The 25,851-nt window shown below is 71.6% G+C and carries 18 protein-coding genes; 10 read left to right on the forward strand and 8 right to left on the reverse strand.

What is annotated here, in order from left to right; all coding sequences use genetic code 11:
• The first annotated feature begins 285 nt into the window (after nucleotides 1–285).
• From AB0O91_RS23405 to AB0O91_RS23425, 5 genes are all read left to right on the forward strand, one after another.
• On the forward strand, nucleotides 286–6,744 hold the full coding sequence (locus AB0O91_RS23405; protein WP_363436196.1) for an RHS repeat-associated core domain-containing protein: 6,459 nt from the start codon (nucleotides 286–288) through the stop codon (nucleotides 6,742–6,744).
• Between the two features lie 98 nt (nucleotides 6,745–6,842).
• Complete coding sequence (locus AB0O91_RS23410) at nucleotides 6,843–7,079, forward strand: hypothetical protein (protein WP_350515855.1); 237 nt, start codon at nucleotides 6,843–6,845, stop codon at nucleotides 7,077–7,079.
• Nucleotides 7,080–7,336: 257 nt separating this feature from the next.
• Nucleotides 7,337–8,095, forward strand: coding sequence for a hypothetical protein (locus AB0O91_RS23415; protein WP_363436198.1), 759 nt, complete (start codon nucleotides 7,337–7,339; stop codon nucleotides 8,093–8,095).
• Nucleotides 8,096–8,705: 610 nt separating this feature from the next.
• Nucleotides 8,706–9,236 (forward strand): hypothetical protein, encoded by a 531-nt coding sequence (locus AB0O91_RS23420; RefSeq protein ID WP_363436200.1) that lies wholly within the window; start codon nucleotides 8,706–8,708, stop codon nucleotides 9,234–9,236.
• 48 nt (nucleotides 9,237–9,284) lie between these two features.
• The gene (locus AB0O91_RS23425) at nucleotides 9,285–10,310 is read left to right on the forward strand and encodes a hypothetical protein (protein ID WP_363436201.1); all 1,026 of its coding nucleotides are present in this window, start codon (nucleotides 9,285–9,287) and stop codon (nucleotides 10,308–10,310) included.
• Between the two features lie 438 nt (nucleotides 10,311–10,748).
• Here the strand turns inward: AB0O91_RS23425 and AB0O91_RS23430 are convergent, their stop codons facing one another.
• Both AB0O91_RS23430 and AB0O91_RS23435 read right to left on the reverse strand, forming a co-directional pair.
• Nucleotides 10,749–11,837 (reverse strand): PP2C family protein-serine/threonine phosphatase, encoded by a 1,089-nt coding sequence (locus AB0O91_RS23430; protein WP_363436203.1) that lies wholly within the window; start codon nucleotides 11,835–11,837, stop codon nucleotides 10,749–10,751.
• A 143-nt stretch (nucleotides 11,838–11,980) separates the two neighbouring features.
• Nucleotides 11,981–13,198 (reverse strand): cytochrome P450, encoded by a 1,218-nt coding sequence (locus AB0O91_RS23435; protein WP_363436204.1) that lies wholly within the window; start codon nucleotides 13,196–13,198, stop codon nucleotides 11,981–11,983.
• Between the two features lie 155 nt (nucleotides 13,199–13,353).
• On the opposite strand from AB0O91_RS23435, the gene AB0O91_RS23440 reads away from it, so the two are divergent.
• On the forward strand, nucleotides 13,354–13,710 hold the full coding sequence (locus AB0O91_RS23440) for an ArsC/Spx/MgsR family protein (RefSeq protein WP_363436205.1): 357 nt from the start codon (nucleotides 13,354–13,356) through the stop codon (nucleotides 13,708–13,710).
• A gap of 39 nt (nucleotides 13,711–13,749) precedes the next feature.
• On the opposite strand, the gene AB0O91_RS23445 is transcribed toward AB0O91_RS23440, so the two are convergent.
• On the reverse strand, nucleotides 13,750–14,220 hold the full coding sequence (locus tag AB0O91_RS23445) for a pyridoxamine 5'-phosphate oxidase family protein (RefSeq protein ID WP_363436206.1): 471 nt from the start codon (nucleotides 14,218–14,220) through the stop codon (nucleotides 13,750–13,752).
• An 87-nt stretch (nucleotides 14,221–14,307) separates the two neighbouring features.
• Here AB0O91_RS23445 and AB0O91_RS23450 point away from each other — a divergent pair, with 87 nt between their 5' ends.
• Nucleotides 14,308–14,865, forward strand: a complete 558-nt coding sequence (locus AB0O91_RS23450; protein WP_363436208.1) for a DUF1697 domain-containing protein — start codon at nucleotides 14,308–14,310, stop codon at nucleotides 14,863–14,865.
• A gap of 136 nt (nucleotides 14,866–15,001) precedes the next feature.
• Nucleotides 15,002–15,547: a DUF1707 and FHA domain-containing protein gene (locus AB0O91_RS23455; protein WP_363436209.1), complete on the forward strand. Its 546-nt coding sequence runs from the start codon at nucleotides 15,002–15,004 to the stop codon at nucleotides 15,545–15,547.
• Nucleotides 15,548–15,602: 55 nt separating this feature from the next.
• Here AB0O91_RS23455 and AB0O91_RS23460 read toward each other — a convergent pair whose 3' ends face one another.
• Nucleotides 15,603–16,565, reverse strand: a complete 963-nt coding sequence (locus AB0O91_RS23460) for a DUF1152 domain-containing protein (RefSeq protein ID WP_363436211.1) — start codon at nucleotides 16,563–16,565, stop codon at nucleotides 15,603–15,605.
• Between the two features lie 68 nt (nucleotides 16,566–16,633).
• On the opposite strand from AB0O91_RS23460, the gene AB0O91_RS23465 reads away from it, so the two are divergent.
• The gene (locus AB0O91_RS23465) at nucleotides 16,634–17,239 is read left to right on the forward strand and encodes a hypothetical protein (RefSeq protein ID WP_363436212.1); all 606 of its coding nucleotides are present in this window, start codon (nucleotides 16,634–16,636) and stop codon (nucleotides 17,237–17,239) included.
• A gap of 159 nt (nucleotides 17,240–17,398) precedes the next feature.
• Here AB0O91_RS23465 and AB0O91_RS23470 read toward each other — a convergent pair whose 3' ends face one another.
• A complete protein-coding gene (locus AB0O91_RS23470; protein ID WP_363436213.1) occupies nucleotides 17,399–18,184 on the reverse strand; it encodes a hemerythrin domain-containing protein in 786 nt (261 codons plus the stop codon).
• 333 nt (nucleotides 18,185–18,517) lie between these two features.
• Nucleotides 18,518–19,579: an alpha/beta hydrolase-fold protein gene (locus AB0O91_RS23475; protein WP_363436215.1), complete on the reverse strand. Its 1,062-nt coding sequence runs from the start codon at nucleotides 19,577–19,579 to the stop codon at nucleotides 18,518–18,520.
• A gap of 433 nt (nucleotides 19,580–20,012) precedes the next feature.
• Between AB0O91_RS23475 and AB0O91_RS23480 the strand changes: the two genes are divergently transcribed.
• On the forward strand, nucleotides 20,013–20,783 hold the full coding sequence (locus tag AB0O91_RS23480) for an SDR family oxidoreductase (protein WP_363436216.1): 771 nt from the start codon (nucleotides 20,013–20,015) through the stop codon (nucleotides 20,781–20,783).
• 103 nt (nucleotides 20,784–20,886) lie between these two features.
• Here the strand turns inward: AB0O91_RS23480 and AB0O91_RS23485 are convergent, their stop codons facing one another.
• Together AB0O91_RS23485 and AB0O91_RS23490 are read right to left on the reverse strand one after the other, a co-directional pair.
• Nucleotides 20,887–22,620, reverse strand: a complete 1,734-nt coding sequence (locus AB0O91_RS23485) for a carbohydrate-binding module family 20 domain-containing protein (protein WP_363436218.1) — start codon at nucleotides 22,618–22,620, stop codon at nucleotides 20,887–20,889.
• 296 nt (nucleotides 22,621–22,916) lie between these two features.
• Nucleotides 22,917–25,247, reverse strand: a complete 2,331-nt coding sequence (locus AB0O91_RS23490) for a M4 family metallopeptidase (RefSeq protein ID WP_363436220.1) — start codon at nucleotides 25,245–25,247, stop codon at nucleotides 22,917–22,919.
• Nucleotides 25,248–25,851 lie beyond the last annotated feature (604 nt).

The following is a 25,851-nucleotide window of genomic DNA, read 5'->3' on the forward strand; positions in this document are numbered from 1 at the left end:
GCGGACGTTCGACGGGAACGATGGGGGGCGAAGTAGTGGATCGTCAAGCCCGATTCAAGTTGTCGCAATAGACCGGTTCATCCGCTAGCACTCGTCACCTTTTGGTTAATTTATAAAAACTGATGTCACATCAGTCCCTGCAGCCCCTAGGGTCCACCGCGCGGCGATCGCAAATATGTGCGGTCGCCTTGTCGATATGTCTCATGGGGAGGGGTTGTGGGGGAACGACGAACACCGGTGCCACGCGGTACCGGATCGTCCGGCGTCCTGCGACGGGGTCTCGGGGTGGTGGGCCTGGTCGCGCTGGTCATGCCGCTGCTGGGCACGCCGTCGGCGGAGGCGCTGGCGTCCCGGCGGCCGCACGGCAAGGTGTGGACGCCGAAGACACCACTGGCGAACCAGAAGTCCGTGAAGGGCGAGAACCAGGCGGAGGGCAAGCCGCAGGCGCCGGCGTACCCGGTGCCGGGGGAGTGGAAGCCGGCCGCCACGGCCGCCGCGCCGACCGGCTCGGCGACCATCTCGCTGGCCGACGGCAAGCCCGTCCAAGCCGGCAACCTGCCGGTGAAGCTGGCCAAGGGCGGGTCCTCGGTCGGCTCGGTCAAGGTCGAGGTCGGCACCGCCGACCAGGGCAGGAACGCCGGCGCCACCGGCCCGGTGGTGACCCTGACCGCGCCCGACGGCGGCGACGGCAAGCTCCAGGTCGCCCTCGACCTGAAGACCCTGCAGGGCGTCGGCTGGGCCGACCGGGCCAGGCTGGTGCAGCTGCCCGCCTGTGCGCTGACCACTCCGGACAAGGCCGAGTGCCGGCAGCAGACCCCGGTTGCCGCCGCGGTCGACCCGAAGACCGGCCTGCTGACCGCCGAGGTCGCGCTCGCCGCCAAGCCCGCGGCCGGCGCGACCAAGAGCGCCGCGACCGCCGCCGACGGCTCACGGGTGGTCCAGGCCGCGTTCACCCAGTCGGCCACCGCCGAGTCGGCGACCGTGCTGGCCGCGACCGCCGACTCCGGCGGCGCGACGGGCAACTACTCGGCCTCGCCGCTGGCCCCGTCGATGAACTGGGGCGCGGGCAGCAACATCGGCAACTTCACCTACTCGTACCCGATCCAGCTGCCCCCCGCGCTCGGCGGCGCCGCGCCCTCGGTCGTGCTCGGGTACAACTCCGCCGCCGTGGACGGCAAGAACTCCGCACGGAACCCGCAGTCCTCCTGGATCGGTGAGGGCTGGGACTACCAGCCCGGCTTCATCGAGCGCTCCTACCGCTCCTGTGCCAAGGACGGCATCACCGGGTCGGGCGACCAGTGTTGGGCCGGCCAGAACGCGATCCTCAACCTGGGCGGCCACACCGGTGCCCTGGTCCGCGACGACGCCACCGGGACCTGGCGCCTGCAGGGCGACGACGGCTCCAAGGTCGAGCAGCTGACCGGCGCCGCCAACGAGGCCAAGGGCGGCGAGTACTGGCGGGTCACCACCTCGGACGGCATCCAGTACTACTTCGGCCAGAACCACCTGCCCGGCGGCAACCATGCCGACCCGGCGACCAACTCGGTGGCTTACCTCCCGGTTTACTCGCCCAACAGCGGCGACGACTGCTACGACGCGGCCAAGGGCAAGGCGTCGTACTGCCAGGAGGCCTGGCGGTGGAACCTCGACTACATCGTGGACACCCACCAGAACCTGACCACCCTCAGCTACCAGCAGGACCTGAACTACTACAACCGCGGCGCCGGCCAGAACGGCGGCTCCGGCACGCTGACCGCCTACGTCCGCTCCACCGAACTGACCCAGATCGCGTACGGCCAGCGGCTGCCCGAGCAGATCGCCGCGAACGGCGGCGTGAAGCCGGCCGCGAAGGTGCTGTTCAGCACGGCCGAACGGTGCAACCAGTCGGGGCAGATCACCTGTACCGCCACGCAGCGCACCACCGCCAACCAGGCCAACTGGCCGGACACCCCGCTGGACCAGAACTGCGCCTCCACCGGCAGCTGTTCCGTCTTCTGGCCGACCTTCTGGTCGTCGCTGAAGCTGACGAAGATCGAGTCCCAGGTGCTGGTCTCCGGCTCCTACCGCTCGGTCGACTCCTGGGCGCTGACGCACTCCTTCCCGGATCCGGGCGACGGCACCAAGCCGGCGCTGTGGCTGGCCTCGATCCAGCGCACCGGCACCAACGGGCAGAGCGCGGCCACCGTCCCGGCGGTCAACTTCACCGCGCGTGAACTGCCCAACCGGGTCGACGGGCTGACCCCGGCCCAGCCGGCCTTCCTGCGCCCGCGCATCCAGCAGATCACCACCGAGACCGGCGGCCAGATCAACGTGATCTACGCCGACACCGAGTGCTCCCGGGTCAGCGGCCACATGCCGGCGTCCGAGGACTCCAACACCATGGCCTGCATGCCGGTGCACTGGTACCTGCCCGGCCAGTCCTCGACCGACCCGGTGAACGACTGGTTCCACAAGTACCTGGTCCGCTCGGTCACCGAGCAGGACGCGTCGACCGGTACCACGCTGACCAAGTCGACCGACATCAGCTACGGCGGCGGCGCCGCCTGGCACCGGGACGACAGCGAGTTCACCGACGCCAAGGTCCGCGCCTGGGACGACTTCCGCGGCTACCAGACGGTCACCAAGACCACCGGTAGCGGCAACACCGGCGAGGCGCCGAAGACCCAGCAGGTCACCACCTTCCTGCGCGGCATGAACGGCGACCGCAAGGCCGACGGCTCGACCCGCAGCGCCTCCGCCTCGTTCACCCCGTACCCGGGCGCGAGCGCGGTCACGGTCACCGACGAGCCGTGGCGGACCGGCAGCGTGCTCGGCAGCCAGACCTTCGACCAGGCCGGCGGCTCGGTGACCGGAGCGTCCGCGACGGTCTCCTCCGGCGAGGTGACCACCGCGACCCGCAAGCTGAGCAACGGCATGCCGAACCTGGTGGCCCGGTACGCCGCCACCACCAGCACGGCGACCTCCTGGTCGAAGCTGGCCAACGGCTCCTGGCGGAGCACGGCCACCGTGACCACCACCGACCCGGCCAACGGCAACCGGCCGGTCACCGTCGACGACAAGGGCGACGGCACCGCCGCCGCCCCGGAGACCTGCACCACCACCGACTACGCGACCAGCAGCAACCCGCTGATCCGCACGCTGGTCTCGGAGCGCCGAACGGTCGTCGGCCCCTGCGGCACCGCCGCAACCGCCGACAACACCATTTCGGGCACCCGGACCCGGTACGACGGCCAGGCCTTCGGGCAAGCCGGCGCCACCGGCGACGCGACCAGCACCTGGGCCCTGGACTCCTACGACAGCAGCGGCCAGCCAGTCTACAACCAGACCGGGACGACCACCTTCGACGGCTACGGCCGCGCGGTCTCCTCGGCGGGCGCCAACGGGGCGGTCACCACGACCGCGTTCACCCCGGCGACCGGTGAGCTGCCGACCCGGACCACCGCCACCGGCCCGACCGGTGCGGCCTGGACCACCACCGAGACCCTCGACCCGGGCCGCAACCTCGCCCTGGTCTCCACCGACGAGAACGGCAACGCCGTCACCAAGCAGTACGACGCGTTGGGCCGGCTGACCGCCGTGTGGACGCCCGACCGGGCGACCAACCTCAGTCCGAGGTACAAGTTCTCGTATGCGATCAACGGGAAAACCGCCCCCACGGTGGTCAGCTCCCAGACGCTCACCGAGGACGGCAGCTACGCGGTCAAGAACGAGCTGTACGACGGCCTGGGCCGGCTCCGGCAGACCCAGAGCAACACCGCCACCGGCGGCACGGGCCGGCTGGTCAGTGACATCGTGTACGACTCGCACGGCTGGGGTGTGAAGAACTCCGAGCCCTACTACGAGAGCACCACGCAGCCGAACAGCACGGTGTTCATCCCGCAGGACGCACAGGTGCCCGCCCAGACCTGGGTCACCTACGACGGCCGGGGCCGCAAGCTGGCCGAAGCCTTCGTGTCGTACGGCCAGCAGCAGTGGGTCACCAGCACCGCGTACCCGGGTGTGGACCGCACCGACGTGACGCCCCCTCAGGGATCCGCTCCGATCAGCACCTTCACCGACGCGCGGGGGCACACCACGCAGCGCTGGCAGTACCGGACGGCGACGCCGACCGGCAACGCCGCCGACGCGACCGTGATCACCTCCAGCTACACCGCCGGTGGCCGGACCGCTGCCCGCTCCGACGCCGCGGGCAACACCTGGACCTACGGCTACGACCTGCGCGGCCGGCAGACCCAGGTGAACGACCCGGACGCGGGAACCACCCGCACCACCTACGACGGTGACTCCCGGATCACGTCCACCACGGACGCCAAGGGCACCACGCTCGCCTACGCGTACGACGTCCTCGGTCGCAAGACCGGGCTGTACAACGGCATTGCGGCGGCGGCCAATCAGTTGGCGGGCTGGGCGTACGACACGGTGCCGGGCGGCAAGGGGCAGCTCGCCTCCTCCACCCGGTACGTGGGCGGGGCGTCCGGGGCTGCCTACACCACGGCGGTCACCGGGTACGACGCGATGTACCGCCCGCTGGGCACCAGCGTCACCATTCCGGCGGCGGAGGGTGCGCTGGCGGGTACGTACAGCACCGGCAACCAGTACTCGCCGGTCCTCGGGTCGCTGATCCACACCGACCTGCCGGCGATGGGCGGCCTGCCGGCCGAGGGCGTGGACTACCTGTACTCCAACACCGGTCTGCTGCTCGCCTCGGGCGGCAACTCCACGCTGGTGACGGACGTGCAGTACGACGCGCTGGGCCGGGCCACCCGGACCACGGTGGGTGACTGGGGAAACCAGGTGGTCTCCACCCAGCAGTTCGACTGGGCCACCGGACGGCTGACCGACTCCTTCCTGGACCGGCAGACCGGCACCACCTCGCTCGACCAGACCAGCTACACCTACGATCCGGCCGGCCGGATCACCTCGGTGAAGGACGTGCAGAACGCGTCCGCGACCGACCTGCAGTGCTTCACCTACGACCACCTGGGGCAGCTCACCAACGCCTGGACCGACAAGGGGTCCGTCACCACCCGGCCGGCGCCGTCCGTGCCCGGCGTGGGCACCTGCGCCAACGCCAACGGCCCGGTGGCCGGCAGCGTGGGCGGTCCGTCGCCGTACTGGCAGACCTACGGGTACGACGCCACCGGCAACCGCACCTCCCTGGTGCAGCACGACACCACCGGCAACACCGCCAAGGACGTCACCACCACCCAGACCTTCGGCGCGCCGAAGTCGGTCAACAAGGGTGACGGCAAGGGCGGCCCGCACGCGCTGGCCTCGGCCGTCACGAGCTCGGCCGGTGGCACCGCCACCGCGACGTTCAGCTACGACGCGGCGGGCAACACCACCGCCGTCAGCGACGCGTCCGGCACCAGCACGCTGACCTGGAACGGCGAGGACAAGCTGGCTGGGGCGACCAAGACCGGTCAGCCGCAGGGCACTTCGTACCTGTACGACGCGGACGGCAACCAGCTGATCCGCCGCAACCCCGGGAAGACCACGCTCAACCTGGGCAGGGACGAGCTCACCCTGGACACCGCCTCCGGGTCGATGTCCGACGTCCGGTACTACGCCGGTGGCGGCGGGATCTCCATCACCCGGGTGACGGCCACGACCGGCGGCGGCAAGCTGGTCTACCAGTGCGCCGACCCGCACGGCACCAGCGGGGTGCAGATCGACACCGACGCCGCGCAGAGCGTCACCCGGCGGCCCACCGACCCGTTCGGCAACGCGCGGGGGACCCAGCCCGCGGCGGGCAGTTGGGCCGGTGCCAAGGGCTTCGTCGGCGGTGTCCTGGACACCGTCACCGGGCTGACCAACCTCGGCGCCCGCGAGTACGACCCGGTCCACGGGCGCTTCATCAGCCCGGACCCGCTGCTGGTCGGCGACGACCCGCTGCAGTGGAACGGGTACGCCTACTCGCACAACAACCCGGTCAACCGCAGTGACCCGTCCGGTCTCTACGACCCGGACATGATGGACTACTGCCGGTCCCACTCCGGTGAGTGCGAGCACGGCCGGATCGTCACCAAGCCGACCTGCTACTACGTCCTGCTCGACCCGTGCGGAACCGGCGGTGGCGGGAACGGCGGTGGCGGGAACGGTGGCGGTGGGAACGGTGGCGGTGGGAACGGTGGCGGCGGCTCCGACCACTCGACCAACCCGTGGGTGAAGACCCAGGCGCAGCGCAACGCCGAGGCGAAGGCCGCGGCCGACGCCAGGGCTCGCGAGTCAGCGCGCGCCGCGGAGGCCGCCAAGGCCGCCGCTGAGGCGGAGAAGAAGAAGCACCGCGGTTTCTGGGACAAGATCGTCGACAAGGTCGCGGACAAGATCGACGAGTGGTCCGGTGGCTCCGGCATCTGCCTCAACGCGGGGGCCGCCGTCGGTGTCGGCATCAGCGTCAGCGGGTGCCTGGTCAGGACAACCCGGCCGGACGGCAAGTCGGACTACGGCGTCACCGGCACTGCCGGCTTCCAGATCAGCGCCCCGGGTGCCGCGGTCGGCGTCACCAAGCTGACCACCAACGCCGACGACATCAGCCAACTCGCCGGCGACGGTGCCAGCGTCGGCGGCTCGGTGGGTGCCGGCCCGGCGCTCATCGGCAGCGTCGGGAAGTCCTTCGGTTCCACCAACTCGCGTGGGAACGACGTCTACCTGGTGAACACCGGTGCCGGCGTCGGAGTCGGTGCGGACGTGGGTGTGACCATCGACCACACTTGGACCCAACACCTGTTCACCCTGGGGTGACACCCTGTTGGTTGATCGACCGAGGCGGGGCCCGCGACTTCTGCGGGTCCCGCCCCTTCCCCCGTTCATCGTTGTTCCCCGACGTTTTGGAGATCCCCGTGCTCAGATCGGCACTGACCGTCTTGTGGTTCGTCATCGCCGGTGTCGGCGGCCTGCTGCTCGCCTTCAACGTCGCGGGCCTTGCCGAGAGGTTCTTCGACCTGATCGTCCGCTACTCGTTCACCGGAGCCGGATCGGCCACCCCGAACGTCATCCGGCTGGTCGGCGCCGTCTTCGCGCTGGCCGGGATCGTCGGCGGCAGCGTGCTCCTGGTCGCGAGCCTCCGGGGCAACTGATCCGGCTCCCGCCCGGGGACATTGATCCGGGGACGTCCTGACAGGGGCATGGAGCAGTCCCGGCAGAGGCTGATGGCCTGCCGCGCACGCGCTCCGCGGGCCCCGATCGGTCGGGCCGCCCGGGGGCGGACGGCAGGGCAGGCCCGACCACGTACAGCAGCGCCACCGTCGGACACAGACCGGCACCGCTGCACGGCACCACCCCGCCCGGGCGGCGCCACCGGCGGGTCCGCTCCCGGGTCGGGCTGCCGCTCGCGGTGGCGGTCACCGCCCGACTGGTCTGGCTCTACTGGCGGACCGCCACCACCTACCCGGCCTCCGCCGGGCACGGTGGCGCGGACCCGTACGGGCTGTACGCGGCCGCGCTGCGGATGCTCGGCGCCAGGCCGCTCGCCCTGGCGCAGACCGGCGCCGCCGCCCTCGCCCTCGGCTACGCGGTCGCCGCGCTCGCCCGGCTCGGCGTCCGGGCCCGCTGGAGTGTCCCGACCGCCCTGCTGCTGGTCGCGGTACCGCCCACCGGCGCGTTCACGGTGGCGCTCGCCCCGGACGTGCCGTTCACCGTCTGCGCTCTGCTCGCCACCACCACCACCGCGCTGCGGCTGCTGGCCCGCCGTGCCGACGGCACGTTGGACGGCCGCGGCCCGGTGCTGCGTTTCGACCTCGCGGTGCTCGCCGCCGCCCTGCTCGGCCTCGGCCCGTTCCACCAGCACAGCCCGCTGCCCACCGTGCTCGCCGCCGCACTCCCGCTGCGCCTGCACCCTCCGGCGCGCTGGGCAACTACACCGCGTCTCCCATGTCCCCGTCCTCGGCCTGGGCCGCCGGTTCCAACGCGGGCAACTTCACTGGACCAGATCTGCACGGACAGCTCCTGCACCACCTCCGCGCCGACGTTCTTCACCACCAAGCGACTGACCGTGATCAGCACTCAGGTCCTGGTCAACAACACCTACCGCACCGTCGACACCTGGAACCTCAACTTGATCACTTCGACCAGTCCGACAATCCCGTCTATGTGAACCTCGGCAGCGCGACCTTCGACGCCTACGGCCGAAGCCTGTCGACGGCGACCACCAACGGCTCCACGTGCGACGCCGCCGGCGTGCAGGTCAGCGGACCGTCGGTTGCTCCCGCAGTCACCAAGATCGCTTTCACGCCCACCTCCGGTGCCCTCCCGACCCAGGTGCGGACCACCGGGCCCATGGGAGCCGACTGGGCCACGACGACAACACAGGATCCGGCCCGTGGATCCGTACCGAACAGCACCGATGCCAACGCCCGCGTCACCACCTCGCAGTACGACGCGCTCGGCCGTCTTACCGCGGTGTGGACACCTGATCGCCCGACCAAGGACCTGCCGAGCAAGAAGTTCACCTACTCCCTCAAGGGCACCGCAGGGCCCTCCACCGTCAAGACCGAATCCCTCAACGACGGCGCGAGCACCTACTCGGCGAACATCGACCTCTACGGCGGCCTGGGCCGCCCGCGGCAGAGCCAGCGCACCAGCGACGCCCGGCCCAACGGCCGGCTGATCACCGACACCGTGTACGACACACACGGCTGGGCGATCAAGGTCCCGCCCCGTACTACGAGAAGAGCTCGTTCCCCGGGAACTCGATCTTCATCCCCGTGGCCGACGGGCAGGTTCCGGGCCAGAGCTGGAACACCTACGACGGCAACGGACGCGTCGTCCGTTCGGAGTTCCGCTCGAACGGCAACCCCCAGTGGGCCGCCACTACCGCCTACCCAGGGGCCGACCGCACCGACGTGACCCCTCCAGGCGGCGCAACAGCCACCTCGACCGTGACCGACGCCCGAGGCCGGACCATCGCTCGCTGGCAGTACCGACCGCCGGCCGCCACGGGCAACAGCGCCGACGCGGACATCACCACATACGCGTACACGCCCGTCAGCCAAAGCGCCGGCCGCACCGACAGTAGCGGCAACACCTGGAACTACACCTACGATCTGCGCGGCCGACAGGTCTCCACGTCCGACCCGGACACCGGTACGGCCCAGACCTACTACGACGTCAACTCACGCATCGACCACACGACCGACGCCAAGGGCAGCACCCTCGCCTACACATACGACCTGCTCGGCCGGAAGACCGGCACGTACAACGGCAGCGTCGCACCCGCGAACCAACTGGCGTCCTGAACCTACGACACCCTCGTCAAGGGCCAACCGGCCTCCTCCACCCGGTACGTGGGCGGAGCCATCGGCGCCGCCTACACCAAGGCCGTCACCGGCTACGACACCGCGTACCGGCCCCTCGGCACCTCCATCACGATTCCTTCCCAGGAGGGAGCCCTCGCCGGCACCTACACCACAACCAACTCCTACAGCTCGGTCCTCGGTGCTCTGACGAAGACAAACATCCCGGCCGCCGGTGGGCTGCCGGCCGAGTCGGTCACCTACGCCAACAGCAACACGGGACTCCTGTTCTCCACTGCCGGTCTTGGCCAGACAGTCGTCATGCAGGTCGACTACGACCCGCTCGCCCGCCCCATCCGCAGGACCGCCGGTGACTACGGCACGCAGGTCGTCTCGACCCAGCAGTACGACTGGGCGACCGGACGGGTCATCAACTCCTGCATCGACCGCCAGGTCAACACGATCGCCGTCGACCAGACCAGCTACACGTACACCCCGTCCGGCCGCATCACCTCGGTCACGAACATCCAGGACGCCTCGGCAACCGACACCCAGTGCTTCACCTATGACCACCTCAGCCGGCTGACCGGCGCCTGGACCGACAACCCCGTCAACCTCAGCGATCCCAGCGGCCTTCGGCCCGAGGGCGTGTGCGGCGGGTTCGGGACCTGCTCCGACGACAAGGGCAACGTCACCACCGAAACGTTCAAACTCGAGCGTGACGGGTCCTGGACCGAGGCCTACTGGAACGTCCTGGTGCACAATTGCAACGACGCCCGGTTCAGTGTGGGATCGGATGGTGTTGCTGAGGACTTGAGCAATCCACTGCCGCCGCGCGGCGGGTATGTGGGTGTACCGAAACTTGATGGAGGAACCCTTCCCGTCGTTGGCAACAAGATCTGGGGAAACAGTGATCCTGAGAGGCTCATCGGCACACGCTCACCAGAGGACCTTCATGCCCTCGCCAGCAAGCGCGATGCAGAAAAACTCCAGGATTTCCATGCAGGAGCCGCCAATGCAGGCAAGGGCGGCGCAGCCGGGCGGGGGCCGCCATACGGGTGCCTCCTCCCGCCATGACCCTCCACTTTCCCCCGGTCACAGCCGCACGCCACGAGGGGAGTGTCCCTGAATATCCTGATAGCGCTACACCTGTCCGGCAGCGGATCGGGCTGACCTTCGAGGGCTCGCACACTTCTCCGCGACCAGCAGGCACCGCCGGGCGTTCCCCGTGAGCAATCGCAATGCTTCCCAGTAGCCCTGAGCAACCGACGCGGCAGCCCAGTGCGGCCCGATTAACACTGCTCGACGCTTCTCGACCTGTTTCATCCGTTGAGGCCGCCGCGTGTGCTCTGGTTGTGAAATGATCTTCCGCGAGGCTGGTGTTTACGCAGGTCAGAGGCCTGTTCGATCAGAACTACGACCTGTAGAGGCGCGGTTCCGCAGGTTGTGCCCGGCCGGGGAGCGATCCGGCCGGGCACAACCGTGTCGGGGGTGCGGCGGGGACGCGGAGCGGGGCTATTCGGGGGTGAGGGCGAGGACGGCGAGGTCGTCGGCGAGGAGGCCGGCGTACTGGTGGACGTCCTGGGCGAGGAAGGAGACCAGGCGGTCGGGGGAGGTGCTGCCGAGGGCGGCGAGCCGCACGGCGAGCGGGTAGAAGGCGCCGGTGGCGTCGCGGGCCTCGCTGACGCCGTCGGTGTAGAGCAGGACGGTGTGGCCCGGGGGCAGGAGGACGGTGGTCGGTTTGGCGGGCTCGTCGTCGGGGCCGAGGTGGCCGAGGCCGAGCGGCAGCTCGTCGGCGCAGGCCACCGGGGCGATGGTGCCCCGGGCCAGCAGCAGCGGGGTGGTGTGGCCGCGGTTGACGATCTCCACGCAGTCGGTGCCGGGGCGGTACTGGAGCAGGACGGCGGTGACGAAGAGCTCGTCGTCGCCGCGGTCGGCCGCGTCGCGCAGCACCGCGCGGTCCAGCTGGTCGGCGAGTTCGACCAGGCCCGGGGTGTCGTGGGCGGCCGCCCGGAAGGCGCCGAGCACGTCGGCCACGGTGCGGACCGCGCCGAGGCCCTTGCCGCGGACGTCACCGAGCAGCACCCGGACACCGAAGCGGGTGTCGCAGACCTCGTAGAGGTCCCCGCCGACCAGCACCTCGGCCTGGGCCGGGCGGTACAGTCCGGCCACCCGCAGGCCCCCGGCGCGCTCCGGCACCGGGCGCAGCACGGTGCGCTGGAGGGTTTCGGCGACCGTACGGGCGTGCAGCAGGTTGCGGTTCTGCCGGGTGCGCTGCCAGGACAGGGCGGTGCCCATCGCCCCGGAGAGCGCGGTGGCGATGTAGACCCAGACGTGGTGCTGCTCGTTGATGTGGCCCGCGCGCAGCGCCAGCAGCAGCTGGAGGGTCAGCGCGCCGCCGGTGGTGGCCGCGGTGAGCGCCGGGCCGTAGCTGAACGCGGCCACCACCGGCAGGGCGGTCAGCAGGAAGCCGGCGGCGACCGCGTCCGGGACGACGGCCTCGGCGATCAGGTCCAGCACCAGCAGGATCACCGGCAGCCACGGCACCCAGCGCGGCACCCGGGGCTGCGCGACCGCGAACTGCGGCGGGCGTGGTGCGGACACGGCGGGGACCTCCTGGCTGACCGGCCGTGGGGGATTCACGGGGAATGACCGGATTCGTCCCTCCATGCTCCACCACGAACGGCCGAGTCACGAACGGCCGAACGTCCCGGCTTTTCCCCGCCCGCGGGACCGGCGGCGGGCCGTTACCGCACGGTCACCGGCAGCGTCTCGTAGCCGCGCAGCACCAGGCGGTCGCGCCGGGTGGGGACGCCGCCCCCGGCCAGCCGGGGGAAGCGGTCCAGCAGTGCCGCCACCGCGACCTCGCCCTCCAGCCGGGCCAGCTGGTAGCCCAGGCAGAAGTGCTGGCCGCCGCCGAAGCTGAGCGGCTGGCTGTCGGTGCGGGTCGGGTCGAACACCCCGGGGCGGTCGTACCGGGCCGGGTCGTGGTTGGCCGCGCCGATCAGCAGGGTCAGCTCGCTGCCGGGCGGGACGGGCACCCCCTCGACGGCCAGGCCCTCGGCCAGGGCGACCCGCCCGGTGGCCTGCACCGGGGAGTCGAAGCGCAGCACCTCGTCGGTGAACCCGGCCGGGGTGACGGCGCCGTTGCGCAGCCCGGCGGCCGCACCGGGGTGGCGGAACAGCAGGGCGAGGCCGTTGCCGAGCAGGTTGGTGGTGGTCTCGAAGCCCGCCACCAGCAGCAGCACCAGGTTGGCCAGCAGCTCCGCGCCGGAGAGCCGCCCGCCGTCCGCGGCGGCGATCCGGGCGAGGTCGCTGACCAGGTCGTCCTGCGGACGGGCCAGCCGCTCGGCGACCAGCGCGGTGAAGTACCCGGACAGCTCGTCGGCGGCCCGGTCGGCGGCGGCCAGGTCGTCCGGGTCCTGGACGATCTCCAGCGCGACGGTCAGGTCGGAGGCGAGGTCGCGGAAGCGGAAGCGGTCCTGCTCCGGGACGCCGAGCAGTTCGCAGATCACGCCGACCGGCAGCCGGAAGGCGAAGGCGTCCATGAAGTCCACCGGGGAGCCGTTCGCACCCTGCTCGGCCATCCCGTCCAGCAGCCGGCCGACCGCCGCCTCCACGGCCGGGCGCAGCGCGGCGACCCGTCGGGCGGTGAACACCGACGCGATCAGCGAGCGGACCCGGGGCTGGTCGGGGGCGTTGCGCTGGAGGATCGAGCGCCCGAACAGGGCGAGCGAGGAGTGCCCGACGAAATCGGGGGCGAGGCCGGCCATCATGTCGGCGGTCGCCACGCCGAAGGCGGGGGTGCGCAGCACCCGGTTGACCGCCGTGTACCCGCTCACCACGAACATCCCGTCCCCCGCCGGGACCACCGGGCCGAGCCGGTGCGCCTCGGCGTAGAGCGGGTACGGGTCGGTCCTGACCTCCGTGGTCATCAGCTGCTCGATGATCGCCGCGCCGTCCATACGGTGCTCCCCTCCGGCGTCTCCGCCGTCTCCGCCGTCCTGGTTCCTGTGTTCGCGCCTCGGACTCGGTTGCTCCTGCTTCGTGAACCACGGGCGGGCGCGGCGGAGTTCCCGGCGACGGGAGGACCGGCCGGGTCGCGGCTAGGCTGGACGGCATGGAGATCTGGATCAACCCGCGCTGCGGGAAGTGCCGGTCGGCGCTCACCGCGCTGACTGCCGCCGGGATGAAGTACACCGTGCGGCGGTACCTGGAGGACCCGCCGAGCGCGGCCGAGCTGGAGCAGGTGCTGGAGCGCCTGGGCCTGGAACCGTGGGACATCACCCGCGTCGACGAGCAGGTCGCCAAGGACCTGGGGATGAAGACGTGGCCGCGGGAGGCGGACGAGCGGGCGCGCTGGATCGCGGCGATGGCCGAGCACCCGGTGCTGATCCAGCGCCCGATCATCACTGCGGACGACGGACACGCGATCGTGGCCCGGACCCCGGAGGCCCTCAAGTCCGTTCTGCCGTAGCCGGGTTCACCGCCGCGACGGACGGCCCCGGCGGGCCGGTCAGTGGAGCTGGGTCCGTTCCACCGGCCGGCCCGGGTGCCAGTTGAGGACCCACAGGGCCTCGCCCTCCAGGGTGGTGTGCACCACCTGCCGGAGGTCCAGCCGGAAGAGGTGGAACGGGGTGGGCGGCGGCTCGGGGAGGTCGGCCGCGAAGGCGGCGAGCTCGCTCTCGTCGGTCACCTCCACCGCGCGGCCGGCCAGCTTGGAGTCCCCGCCGGCCATCGTCTCGTCCGCCGGGTGGGCGTGCAGCGCGAAGCGGTCGTCCCGCTGGAGGTCGCGGGCCTTGACGGCGCCGTACATCGACCCGATCCAGAGGTCGGCGCCGACGAAGTCGGCCTCCGTGCCGCTCACCCGGGGTGAACCGTCCTTGCGCAGCGTCGCCAGGACGTGGTGCTTGTTCGCCTCGAACCGGGCCCGTACCAGGGCCGCCAGTTCGGGTGCCTGCTGCTCGAAGTCCTGCCAGGTCGCCATGGCGCCAGTGTGGCACCGGGCACCGACAACCGCCGCCGGGCCGGGCGGTGTGCGGGCGTTGTCGGTGGCCGGTGCCACACTGGCCGGGTGACCACCACGGGCTCCACGACCACGTACATCGCCTTCCTGCGCGCCATCAACGTCGGCGGCCGGACGGTGCGGATGGAGCGGCTGCGGGCGCTCTTCGCCGAGCTGGGACTGGCGGACGTCCGCTCGTACATCCAGAGCGGGAACGTCTTCTTCAGCACGGCCGAGCCGGACCGCGCCGCGCTGACCGCGCGGATCGAGGAGCACCTGGAGCAGGGGCTCGGCTACCCGGTGCCGGTGCTGCTGCGGACGGTCGACGAGGTGGCCGACCTGCTCGCCGCCGAGCCGTTCCGGGGCGTCGAGGTGACCCCGGACGTCCGGCTGGTGATCGCCTTCCTCTCCGAGCCGCTGCCGGCCGAGCTCGCCGAGCCGCACCGCTCGCCGAAGGGCGACGTCGAGGTGCTCGGCGCCGACCCGGGGGCCGCCTACATCGTGGTGCACCTCCGGGACGGCAAGTGGGTCACCAAGGAGATGTTCGGCAAGCAGTACCGCGGGGCGGTGACCTCCCGGTTCCTGCACACCACGGAGAAGATCCTGGCGGCCGCCCGGAAGGGCTGATCCCCCGCCCGACGCCCGCCCGCGGGCTGGAACCGGACCGGTGGGGCGGACGTCTGTCGCTCAGTGAGGTACGAACCGAGCGCCGGGGCGCCGCGTGATCTGGACAGTCCGAGCCGGTCGATCCGACAATCGGGCCATGACGCAGCCTGAACCGCCCACCGGCGCCGTCCGGCCCTCCGACGCCGAACGGGACCAGGCGCTCGGGCTGCTCCGGGACGGCGCGGGCAGCGGCCGACTGTCGCACGACACCTTCCTCGGCCGGATGGACATCGTCCTCCAGGCCACCAGCCGCGACGAGTTGGACGCGGCGGTGGCCGGGCTCCCCACCGGGGGGCCGGTCGAGCGCTTCGTGCTGCGGACGGTCGGCCGGGTGTCCGGCTTCGGCGCCCGGCTGAACCGGGCCTGGCGCTCCGAGCGGCTGCCCGGGCTGAGCCTGCCGCACACCGGGGCCCGGATGTTGACGATCGGACGGCTCCCCGGATCGGGGCTGCGGCTGCACGACGCCTCGGTCTCCCGGCACCACGCCGAGCTGCGGCACGAGAACGGCGGCTGGGTGCTGTACGACCTCGGGTCGACCAACGGCACCCATGTGAACGGGCGGCGGATCGCGGGCGGGATCCCGGTGCGGCCGGGCGACCAGGTGCGGTTCGGGAACCTGGAGTTCCGGCTCTCGCCGCGCTGACCCGGGCGGGCGGGTGATCGGGCGGGCGGGCCGGACGGGCGGGTCGGCCGGGCGGTCAGTGCGGGAACTGCCGGGGCGGGCGCTGCCGGGGCAGTTCGTCCCGGAACTCCTCGATGACGGTGGCGATCTGCCGGGTCAGCACGGTGTGCTCCAGCCGGTCCAGGTAGCGGTTCTCGGCGGCCAGCGCCTCGACCGTGACGCCGAAGTAGAGCGTCATCAGCGGATTGACGAAGAGTTCGTTGCCCCTGGTCCGCTCGGTGAACCGCACGTCGCCGAACTCGCCGCGCAGCGCCGCCGCCACCGAGCCGTGGACGATGCTGGGGTACTCGGGGAAGGCGGCCCGGGCGTGTTCGACGGCGTCCAGGTAGAGCGCGCCCTCACGGCTGCCGCGCGGGATGGAGAAGGCACCGAGGTAGCCGCCGGCCCGGTCGATCGCCGCGAGGTTCTCCAGCACCAGGGCGTGGTTGACGCCGTGGTGGGCGTCGACGCCGAAACCCAGGCAGGCGACCAGCCGTTCAGGCACCTCCGGCAGGCCCGCCACCGCCGCCAGGCTGGCCATGTCCTCCTCGGGGGTGCCGAGCCCGGCCTCGTCGCCGCGCATCAGGATGTCGGTGCCGCCGTCCACCAGCAGGATCGCGTCCACGCCCAGGTGGGCGACGAGTCTGCGGTAGGCCTCGCGCAGCAGCCGGACGCCCACCGTCGGGAAGGCCCACACGGTGTCGGGCATCCCGTGCAGCCGCAGCCAGCGGGCCAGGGTGCGCTCCGGGAAGTAGCCCTCGGGGGCGTCGGTGTCCGGCCCGATCCTGGCCACGTCGGGCTCCTGCCAGACCTCGCCGGGCAGCCCGTAGAGGTGGGTGAAGGAGAGGTTGGCCAGGTGCACCTCCTTGCCGGCGGCCCGCAGGGCGAGGGCGATCGGCAGCCCGGCGTACACGTCGAAGCCGCCGCCGGCTCCGGCCACCAGGATGCGCTCGGCGGCCAGCAGTCGGGTGATCAGCGGGGGTTGCAGCAGAGAGGTCACCGGCGGACGGTAGCGCACCGGACCGGACGGCGGGCCGAATTGTCGGTGCCGGGTGCGAGGATGCGGGCATGACCCAGGAGACGACCCAGGAGACGGCGCTCGCCCCCGATGTGCTGCGCGAAGCCCGGGAGCGGGCTCGCGAGTTGATCCGGTGCGGCTTCCAGGAGCCGGACGAGATAGCCGAGTCCCTGGTCGAGGTCCTCGACGACCAGGGGCTGACGCAGGAGGAGGCGGAGCGGATCGTCGCTCCGCTGTGGACGGAACGGTTGGCCGAGCAGGCCGACTGGCCGGAGTTCACGGACGTGGACCGGTTGGAGGAGGCCTTCGACCTGCTGGAGGATCAGTCCATCGTCGCCGCGATGGACTTCACCTGCTGCGCGGGCTGCGGCTACGCGGAGATCGGCGGCGAGGCCGACGAGGACTCGCGCGGCTTCGTCTTCTTCCACCAGCAGGACACCGAGGCCGCCGCGGCCGGGCGCGGACTGATGCTGCGCTACGGCGGCTTCCGCACCGGGGACGAACCGGTCGAGGTGTCGGAGCGGCGGACGCTGGAGATCGGGCGGGCCGTGGTGGCCGCGGTCGAGGCGGTCGGGCTGCCGGTGGAGTGGGACGGGTCACCGCACACGGCGATCCGGGTCGCTCCGCTGGAGTGGCTCAACCGCCTGCCGGAGTAGGGGCGTCCGCCCCGACCCGGCTCGGGGCTACGTCGTCGAGGCCCCGTCGTCGAGGCCTACGCCGTCGGGGCCTAGGTCATCGCAACATAGGTCATCGCGGCATATGTCGACGGCACTTGCCACGCGCGTAGAACGACGGCCGCGAAAAGCGCCCGGTGGTCAGTCGACCAGGCTCCCCAGGCCGCCGGTCGCGCCGCCCGCCGGGCCCCACAGCGGCGCGGTGCAGCGCTGGTAGGTCGCCTGCCAGTGCGGCCAGTTGCGGGCCACGTCGTCGTCGCACTCGGCCAGCAGCCGCTCGACCAGCTCCGGGTCGACCCCGTCCAGCAGCCAGGCCAGCGCGTCGGCCGTGCCCGGGCCGTCCGCCCCGCGCAGCAGGTCGAGCAGTTCGCCGAGCCCGCCCAACCGGGAGTTGCCGGTCACCACCCGCTCCATCCGGGGCAGCAACTGCCGCTCCTCGATCCGCAGGTGGGTCTCCAGCCGGGCCGCCAGGTCCTCCATCGCGTACGCGACCGGCCAGGCGCTGCCGGTGTCCCGGCTGGCGATCCGGACCAGCGTGGTGACCCGGGTGAAGGAGTGGTCCAGGTTGTGGTGGTCGGCCTCCAGCCAGTTGAGCAGCAGCCGCAGCTCGGGGGCGAAGCGCCGCACGATCGGCCAGATCCGGGTGTCCTGCTGCTCGTGGTGGCAGGTCAGCATCGCGGTCATGAAGGTCCAGTGTCGCAGCAGCGCCTCGCCCTTGTCCTCCTCGTCGGGCTGGAGCAGTCGCAGCGCGTTGGGCATCCGGGCGAGGTCCCGGCGCATGGCGGCGTGCACCAGTCGCAGGCCGGCGAACCGGGCGGTGACCGGCTCCTCGTCGGTGGCCGGCCCGAACGCGTCCCGGGGGTCGACTCCGGGCTCCCCCTGCGCGGGGACGGAGACGGCGGGCGGAGGCAGCAGGTGGATCGGCATGACACTCTCTTCACGACGGGGTCAGGCGGACGGGGGCGGCCGGTGAGGACCGCCCCATCCAAGGTGCTCGCAGTCGATCAGAAGCGAATCAATGTCCGATTGACGCGCAGGTCACGGGCCTGCGCGCGGCCGGGGCACGGTCCCCTCGCCGGGGCGGCCCCCTCCCCCGCACAGGCCGGGAACGCCGGACGGGAACACACGACGGGAGCCCTCCCGCCACGTGGGCGGGAGGGCTCCCGGGGTGCCGCTCCGAGTGCCGCTCCGAGTGCCGCTCGGAGTGCTGTTCGAGCAGGTGGGGTCGAGCAGGTGCCGCTCAAGGGGATGCCGTCCGGATCAGTCCGAGGCCGGGCCCGCCAGGTTGGCGGAGAGCCACTCCAGGGTGTCCGGGATCATCTTCTTGAAGTCCGAGGTGAGGTGCTTGCCACCCGGCTGCTCGTAGTACTGGATGGTCACCGGAGCGACGGCCTTGGCGACCCAGCTCTTGACCACGTCCTTCTCGTAGCCGTTGGCCCCGCCCGCGGTGACGTACATCTTCACGTCGGCCTTGCCCTGGGTGATCAGCAGGTTGGGGTTGTTGGCCGCCTTCTCGGCGTCGTGGCCCTTCCAGAGCCCGGAGTCCGGGATGAAGTAGCCGTCGATCGGCACCGCGGCCTTGTACACGTCCGGGTACTGCAGGGCCATCTTGGCGCTGCAGAAGCCGCCGGTGGAGGCGCCCATCACGCCCCAGCTGTCCCGGCCCTTCAGGGTGCGGAAGTTGGCGCGGACCCAGGCCGGGATGTCCTCGGCCATCCAGGTCGCCATCTTGGGCTGGCCCGGGATGTCGGAGCAGTCCAGCGCGTTCTTCTCGTCGCTGTTGAAGTTCTGCACCGGCATGATCATGATGAACGGGTGGGCCTTGCCCTGCTTGGCCAGCTGCTCGTCCACCTCCTGGATCGGCAGCTGGTTGTCGGTCCAGGTGTTGTAGCCGTTGCTCTGGCCGCCCGCGTAGAGGGTCAGCACCGGGAAGCCGGTCTTGGCGAACTTGGGGTCGTTGTACTCGGGCGGCAGCCAGACCCAGACCTGGCCGGTGACGCCGGACTTCGCGCCGGCCACCTTGGTCATCATGATCGGGCCGGCCCCGGTGTCCCGGACCTTCTTCAGGTCGGCGGCCGGGCCGGTCGGCATCATCACCTTGCCGTTGGCCGGGGTGGGCTGCTCCGCCGAGGGCGTCCCGGGGGCGGCGCTGCCGCCGGCGGCCGGGCTGCCCGCGCCGGCCGTCGCCGCCGGGGTGCCGTCGGCCGAGGAGCCGTTCCCCTTCCCGCCGTCGGACCCCCCGCAGGCCGCCAGCGAGGCGGCCAGGGTGAGCACGGCGGCGCCGGTCAGGACGGCACGGGAACGGGACGACTGCCTATACACGGTGAGGACTCTCCGACCGATGTCGCGCCCGGCCGTCGGACCGGGCGGCGGCCCCCCGGTGGGGCCGGACAGGCCCGGGGAAGCGGCGCGGCGCGATCCCCGGGGCGGCTGGTGCGCCGTCCCTCGCGGAAGGGCACCTTCCTGCGATCTTATGACGTGGCCCGGGGTCGGCCGGTTGCGAGGTGGCCACCGGAAATCCAATGTTTGTTCGCGATCAGGTAAAGGCCTTCACCGCCACCGCCGGACGACGGGGGCCGGACGGCGGGGGCACCGTTCGGGGCCACCGCGGCGGGCCCGCCCGACCGCCCGGATTTTGGGCGCTTCCACCAGTGACGGCGGGCCGCACGTCCGGAACGATCGCCTCAGCACGCCCGACCGGCACCGACCCGGCGGAGCGTGACCGTACCGGTACCGAGCCCTCGAGGAGCCCGCCATGATCGAGCAGATCGCCGTCGTCACCGGAGCCGGGAGCGGCGTCGGCCGGGCCGTCGCCGTCGAGCTGGCCGCGGCCGGCTGGCGGGTGGTGCTGGCCGGGCGCCGGGCCGGGCCGCTGCGGGAGACGGCCGCGCTCTGCGCCGCCCCGGCGGGCGTACCGGCGGGCGTGCCGGCGGCGGACGTGGTGCCGACCGACGTCACCGACCCCGCCGCGGTGGACGCGCTGTTCGCGACGGCCGTCGAACGGCACGGCCGCGTCGATCTGCTGTTCAACAACGCCGGGACCTTCGGCCCGGCCGTCCCGGTCGAGGAACTGTCCGTCGAGGACTGGCGGGCGGTGGTCGACCTCAACCTGACCGGTGCCTTCCTCTGCGCCCGGGCGGCCTTCCGGCAGATGCGGGCCCAGCAGCCGCAGGGCGGCCGGATCATCAACAACGGTTCGATCTCCGCGCACGTCCCGCGCCCGCACTCGATCGCCTACACCGCGACCAAGCACGCCGTCACCGGCCTGACCAGGTCGCTGTCGCTGGACGGCCGCCCGTACCGGATCGCCTGCGGGCAGATCGACATCGGCAACGCGGCGACCGACATGACGGCCGCGATGGGGGCGGGGGCGCGGCAGGCGGACGGCCGGGTCGTGCCCGAGCCGACCATGGACGTGGCGGACGTGGCACGCACCGTCCGGCACATGGCGGCGCTGCCGCTGGAGGCCAATGTGCAGTTCGCCACCGTGATGGCGACGGCCATGCCGTACATCGGGCGCGGCTGAGCCTCCGCCCGGCCCGGACCCCCGCCGACCGGAGGCCGACGGGGGTCCGGGGCCTCAGGGGCCCGCAGGCCTCACGACCCCAGGGCCTCAGGGCCTCAGGGCCTCAGGGCCGCCAGGTGTCGTTCAGCGTGACGTTCCCCGAGGCCGGCGCGGTCGCCGTCCGGTTGGCACCGGACTCCCAGGTGACCGCCCCGCTCGCGTCCTTGCGCAGGTACTTGTACTGGAAGGCGGTCCCGCCCGGCAGCGGGAGCGCGAGCGACCAGACCGGGTAGCCGGCCGAGGAGAGCGGCAGCGCCTTGGCCGGGTCCCAGCCGCCGAGCGCCGGGGCGTCGCCGACCACGTAGATGTTCTGCCCGGGCACGGTGGTCGCGTTGACGTTGAAGGAGGCACCGGAGACGGTCGTCCCGGACTGGACGTACAGCGCGACCGCGTCCCCCGCGCCGACCGTCGCGGTGAACTGCCCGTTGGCGCCGACCTGGTACGTCGGTCCGGTGCAGCCGCCGCCGGGCTGGGGGTCGCCGTGCTGGACGTCGCAGTACGTCCCGGCGGGCAGCCCGGTCTGGAAGGTCCGGGAGATCGCGCCGCTCTCGTGGTTGATCGCGACGTAGCCCCGGTTGCCGCGGCCGAAGGCGATCGCGTTGTTGCCGTTGGACCACCAGTTGGTCACCCCGGTGCCCGCGACCGCGTTGCGGAAGCCCACCATGTTGGCGATCTGCCGCCAGGCGTGGGTGCAGTTCCAGCCGTCCTGGTAGCAGGCGTTGACGGTGCCGCCGTTGGGCGGGCCGTCGTCGGTGTTGGTGAAGGTGTAGCCGGAGTAGACGTTGGGCGAGCCGTAGGTGGAGGCCAGCAGGAAGACGTTGGCCAGCGTGTAGGTGTTGCCGTAGGTGTAGTTGAGGGTGGAGCCGTTGCGCTCCGTGTCCCAGTTGTCGACGAAGCTGCGCGCCTGGCTGCTCGGCAGGTAGCCCCAGGAGGCGCCCCAGCCGCTGAGGTTGGCGAGCTTGTCGCCGGTGAAGATGCGCTTGAGGTCGGTGCCGACCCGGAACTCGTCGACGTCGCCGTTGCCGGTGTACTCGCCCGGCTGGATCGGTTCGCCGGCGCCGTAGATGACCTCCTGCACCCAGTAGGCCTTGGGGTTGGCCGTCCTGGCCTTGATGGCGGCGAGTTCGGTGGCGGCGATGTGCTTGGCGGCGTCGATCCGGTAGCCGTCGACGCCGAGCGAGCCGAGGTCGTCCAGGTAGTGGGCGATGGTGGTCTGGACGTAGCTGCTGCCGGTGTCCAGGTCGGCGAGGTTGACCAGTTCGCAGTCCTGCACGTTGGCGCGGTCCTGGTAGTTGGTGATCGGCTGGCGGCAGGTGTGGAAGTCCTGGTCCTGGTACGTGCCGGGGTAGTTGTACTTGGTGTAGACCGTGCCGCCGGTGCCGGTGCCGGACCCGGCCGTCATGTGGTTGATCACGGCGTCGGCGATCACCTTGACCCCGGCCGCGTGGCAGGTGTCGACCATGTTCTTGAAGGACGTCCGGTCGCCGAGCCGTCCGGCGATCCGGTAGCTGACCGGCTGGTACGAGGTCCACCACTGCGGGCCCTGGATGTGCTCCTGGGGCGGCGAGACCTCGACGAAGCCGTAGCCCTTGGGGCCGAGGGTGGTGGTGCAGGCCTGGGCGACCGAGTCGAAGCGCCACTCGAAGAGGGTGGCGGTGACGTCCTTGCCGTTGTTCGCGGGCGGGGAGGCCTGGGCGGTGGGGGCGCCGAGGGCGGTGCCGAGCGAGAGCGCGAGTGCCGCCGAGGCGGCGAGCGCGCCGGCCGTGCGGGCAGGCCGGCGGGTGGGGGTGGTGACCACGTCGTCTCCATGGGGGTGGCTGGTGCGGGGCAGCCGAGGGATCCTGCAGGAAGTTTCTGTAACTTGCCGGAAACTTGCAGAGAACCTAGGGCCCGGGAATGACACCGTCAAGACAGGCGGCGAAACGTTTCCCCATCGAGTCCCCATCGAGACGGAAGCGGCCCGGACCACCCTTGGACCACCCCCGGACCGTCCCCAGGCCACCCCCGGACCGCCCCCGGACCGCCTCCGGACCGCTCCCGGGCGTGACAAGGGCCCGGCGGCCGAAGCCGCCGGGCCCGCTGGTCGACTCAGCGTCAGCTGGTCTGGATGGAGGTGTCGTCGATCACGAAGCTCGTCTGCAGCGAGGCGTCCTCGGTGCCGGTGAACTTCAGGGTGACCGTCTGACCCGCGTACACCGACAGGTCGAAGGTCCGCTGCTGGTAGCCGGCCGCGGCGTCCACGTTGGAGTACGTCTTCAGCGTGGTGCCGTTCACCGCCACCGTCAGCTTGTCGTACGCCGTCGAACCCGACTCCGCGGTGTCGATGTGCAGCCAGAAGCTCAGCGTCGCCCTGCAACCCGCCGGGATGCTCACCGTCTGGGACAGCGTGTCCGTGTGGGCGCTGCCGTAGCCGTCCAGGTAGGCCTTCCAGCTACCGCCGTGCGCCGGCTGCGAGGAGCTGTTGTCGATCACCCCGGACGTCGCCGTCCACGGCGCCGCCGAACCCGTCTCGAAGCCCGGGTTGCCCAGCAGCTGCGCCGGGGTGCAGGAACCCCCGCCACCACCGGTGACCGTCCAGGTGAAGCTCGCCGCCCCCGACTTGCCCGCCGAGTCCTTCACCGTCACCGTCACGCTGGAACTGCCCGCCGCCGTCGGCGAACCCGTGATCACACCGGTGCTCGCGTTGATCGCCAGCCCGGCCGGCAGCCCACTCGCCGAGTACGACAGCGGAGCCGTCCCACCCGAGGCCTTGATCTGGAGGTTGACCGAAGTGCCCACCGCGGTGGACTGGTTGCCCGGGCTGGTGACGGTGACCCCGCCCGGGTTGGGCAGCGAACCGACGTTGACGGCGGCCCAGGCGGTGGCGACCGCGTTGTACTCGGCGCTGTTGGCGCCGTACAGGTCGGTGGCCGCGTTCAGGGTCGCGGTGCGGGCGGCCGCGTAGTTGGTGGTGGAGGTCATGTAGGCGGTCAGCGCCTTGTACCAGACCTGCAGCGCCTTGTCCCGGCCGATGCCGCTGACGGTGATGTTGTTGACCGTCGGGCTGTTGTAGCTGAACCCGTTGATGGTCTTCGCGCCGCTGCCCTCGGACAGCAGGTAGAAGAAGTGGTTGGCGACGCCGGACGAGTAGTGCACGTCCAGGTTGCCGACGCCCGAGTACCAGGAGTCGGCCGAGGTGCCGTCCTTGGAGGGCTTGTCCATGTAGCGCAGCGGCTTGCCGTCGCCGTTGATGTTGATGAGCTCGCCGATCAGGTAGTTCGGCGGGTTGGCGGGCAGGTTGGCGTACCACTCGACGCCGGTGCCCATGATGTCGGAGGTCGCCTCGTTGAGGCCGCCGGACTCGCCCGAGTAGTTCAGGTTGGCGGTGGCCGAGGTGACGCCGTGGCTCATCTCGTGGCCGGACACGTCGAGTTCGGTGAGCGGGTGGGTGTCGCCCGTGCCGTCGCCGTAGGTCATGCAGAAGCAGCCGTCGTCCCAGAAGGCGTTGACGTAGCCGGTGTCGTAGTGCACCCGGCTCATCGCGCCGACGCCGTCGTTCTTGATGCCGGTGCGGCCGAAGGTGTTCTTGTAGTAGTCCCAGGTGACGGCGGCGCCGTACTGGGCGTCGACGGCGGCCGACTCGCGGTTGCTGACCTGGCCGTTGCCCCAGGTGTCGGAGGACTTGGAGAACAGCGTGCCGTTGCCGGAGGTGCCGTTGGCCATGTCGGTGGTGTACTGGCCGCCGCGGCTGGCGTCCTTGAGCGAGTAGGTCGAGCCGCTCTGGGTGGTGGTCAGCGGGACGGTGCCGACGAAGACGCCGGTGCCGGTGCCGCGCTTGATGCCGTCGGCCTTGCTGAGCACGGTGCCGGTCTTGGCGTCGGTGACGACGTGCAGCTTGCTCGGGGTGCCGTCGGACTCGCGGCCGTTGACCACGGTCTCCCAGGCGAGCTTCGGGGTGCCGTCGGCGGCCCAGACGACCAGGCGGGGCGCCCCGTCGACGGAGCCCTGCTCGGCGGCGAGCGCGGCCTCCTGGGCCTTCGGCGCGGCCAGGGCGGGCGTGGTGTCCACGCCGCCGAGGACGGCCTCGCTGGCCTTGGTCACGCTCTTGGTGGCACCGGACGCGTCCTGATGGACGATCAGGTCGCCGCCCAGGACCGGGAGTCCGGCGTAGGTGCGCTCGTAGCGCAGGTGGCGGCCGCCGTTGGCGTCCTGGACGACGTCCTTGGTGACCAGCTGCTCCTTGCCGTCCAGGCCGAGCGCCTGGGCCAGGGACGTGGTCTGCTGGTTCGCCGAGGCGATCAGCGCGGCCCGGCTCGCCTGCTGGGAGGCGACGGCGGTCGGCGCGTCCGGGGCCGCCTGCGCGATCACCGGTATGCCGGTGACCAGCAGCGCGGTGGTGGCGGCCAGGACGACCGCCGCCTTCCGGACGTGGGCGTGACGTGACATGCGGACTCCTTTTCCGACCGGCGTGCCGAAGGGATCGACCCGGCACGCGCGGTGGAGGGACCTGGGCCGCGGTTGCGGCGCAGTGGGGGCCCCCGCCGGGTGCGACGGGGGTGCGGTTGCGGGCTCACAAGTCGTGCAGGGGTTCGTTGCAGGGTCGGGACGCGCTGCACCTGAACTGGAGCAACTGCACCGGGGGGTGGGGCCCCCTCGTCTGCAGCCGGAGGAATCGTGGCAGCAAACGCGTCGTTAATGACAGATGCATGCCACCGATTGGCCGATTATTTACCGAAACCGTATACGCGGCCTTCCGTCGACTGTGTTACGGCATGACGAAGTCTTGAACACGGTTTTCATGCCCCCGACAAAGTTCGATCACCACCGGAGGTGACTGACCAGGGCCCAGGGCCACCGTCCGCCCCACCGGGCCGCGGAGGGCGCCGCACCCGGGCGGCACGTCATGGTTCCGGCCGTGCCACCGCCGGATTCCGGCCATCCTGCGACCGGAACGGAACCGGGCCCCGCACCGCCCGAACGGCGGTGCGGGGGCGCCCGGGGGCGGTGATGGGGGCCGCCCGGGAGATAGCCTGGGCCGCCCCACAGGCCC

Source organism: Kitasatospora sp. NPDC089797, from assembly GCF_040684795.1.
Classification (GTDB): domain Bacteria; phylum Actinomycetota; class Actinomycetes; order Streptomycetales; family Streptomycetaceae; genus Kitasatospora.

Excerpts from the sequence above, each read along its gene's own strand:
- AB0O91_RS23445 (WP_363436206.1), bottom strand. The coding sequence starts at position 14,220 with ATGGCGACCTGGCAGGACTTCGAGCAGCAGGCACCCGAACTGGCGGCC.
- AB0O91_RS23465 (WP_363436212.1), top strand. The coding sequence starts at position 16,634 with ATGACCCAGGAGACGACCCAGGAGACGGCGCTCGCCCCCGATGTGCTG.
- AB0O91_RS23470 (WP_363436213.1), bottom strand. The coding sequence starts at position 18,184 with ATGCCGATCCACCTGCTGCCTCCGCCCGCCGTCTCCGTCCCCGCGCAG.
- AB0O91_RS23490 (WP_363436220.1), bottom strand. The coding sequence starts at position 25,247 with ATGTCACGTCACGCCCACGTCCGGAAGGCGGCGGTCGTCCTGGCCGCC.
- AB0O91_RS23440 (WP_363436205.1), top strand. The coding sequence starts at position 13,354 with ATGGAGATCTGGATCAACCCGCGCTGCGGGAAGTGCCGGTCGGCGCTC.
- AB0O91_RS23455 (WP_363436209.1), top strand. The coding sequence starts at position 15,002 with ATGACGCAGCCTGAACCGCCCACCGGCGCCGTCCGGCCCTCCGACGCC.
- AB0O91_RS23480 (WP_363436216.1), top strand. The coding sequence starts at position 20,013 with ATGATCGAGCAGATCGCCGTCGTCACCGGAGCCGGGAGCGGCGTCGGC.
- AB0O91_RS23435 (WP_363436204.1), bottom strand. The coding sequence starts at position 13,198 with ATGGACGGCGCGGCGATCATCGAGCAGCTGATGACCACGGAGGTCAGG.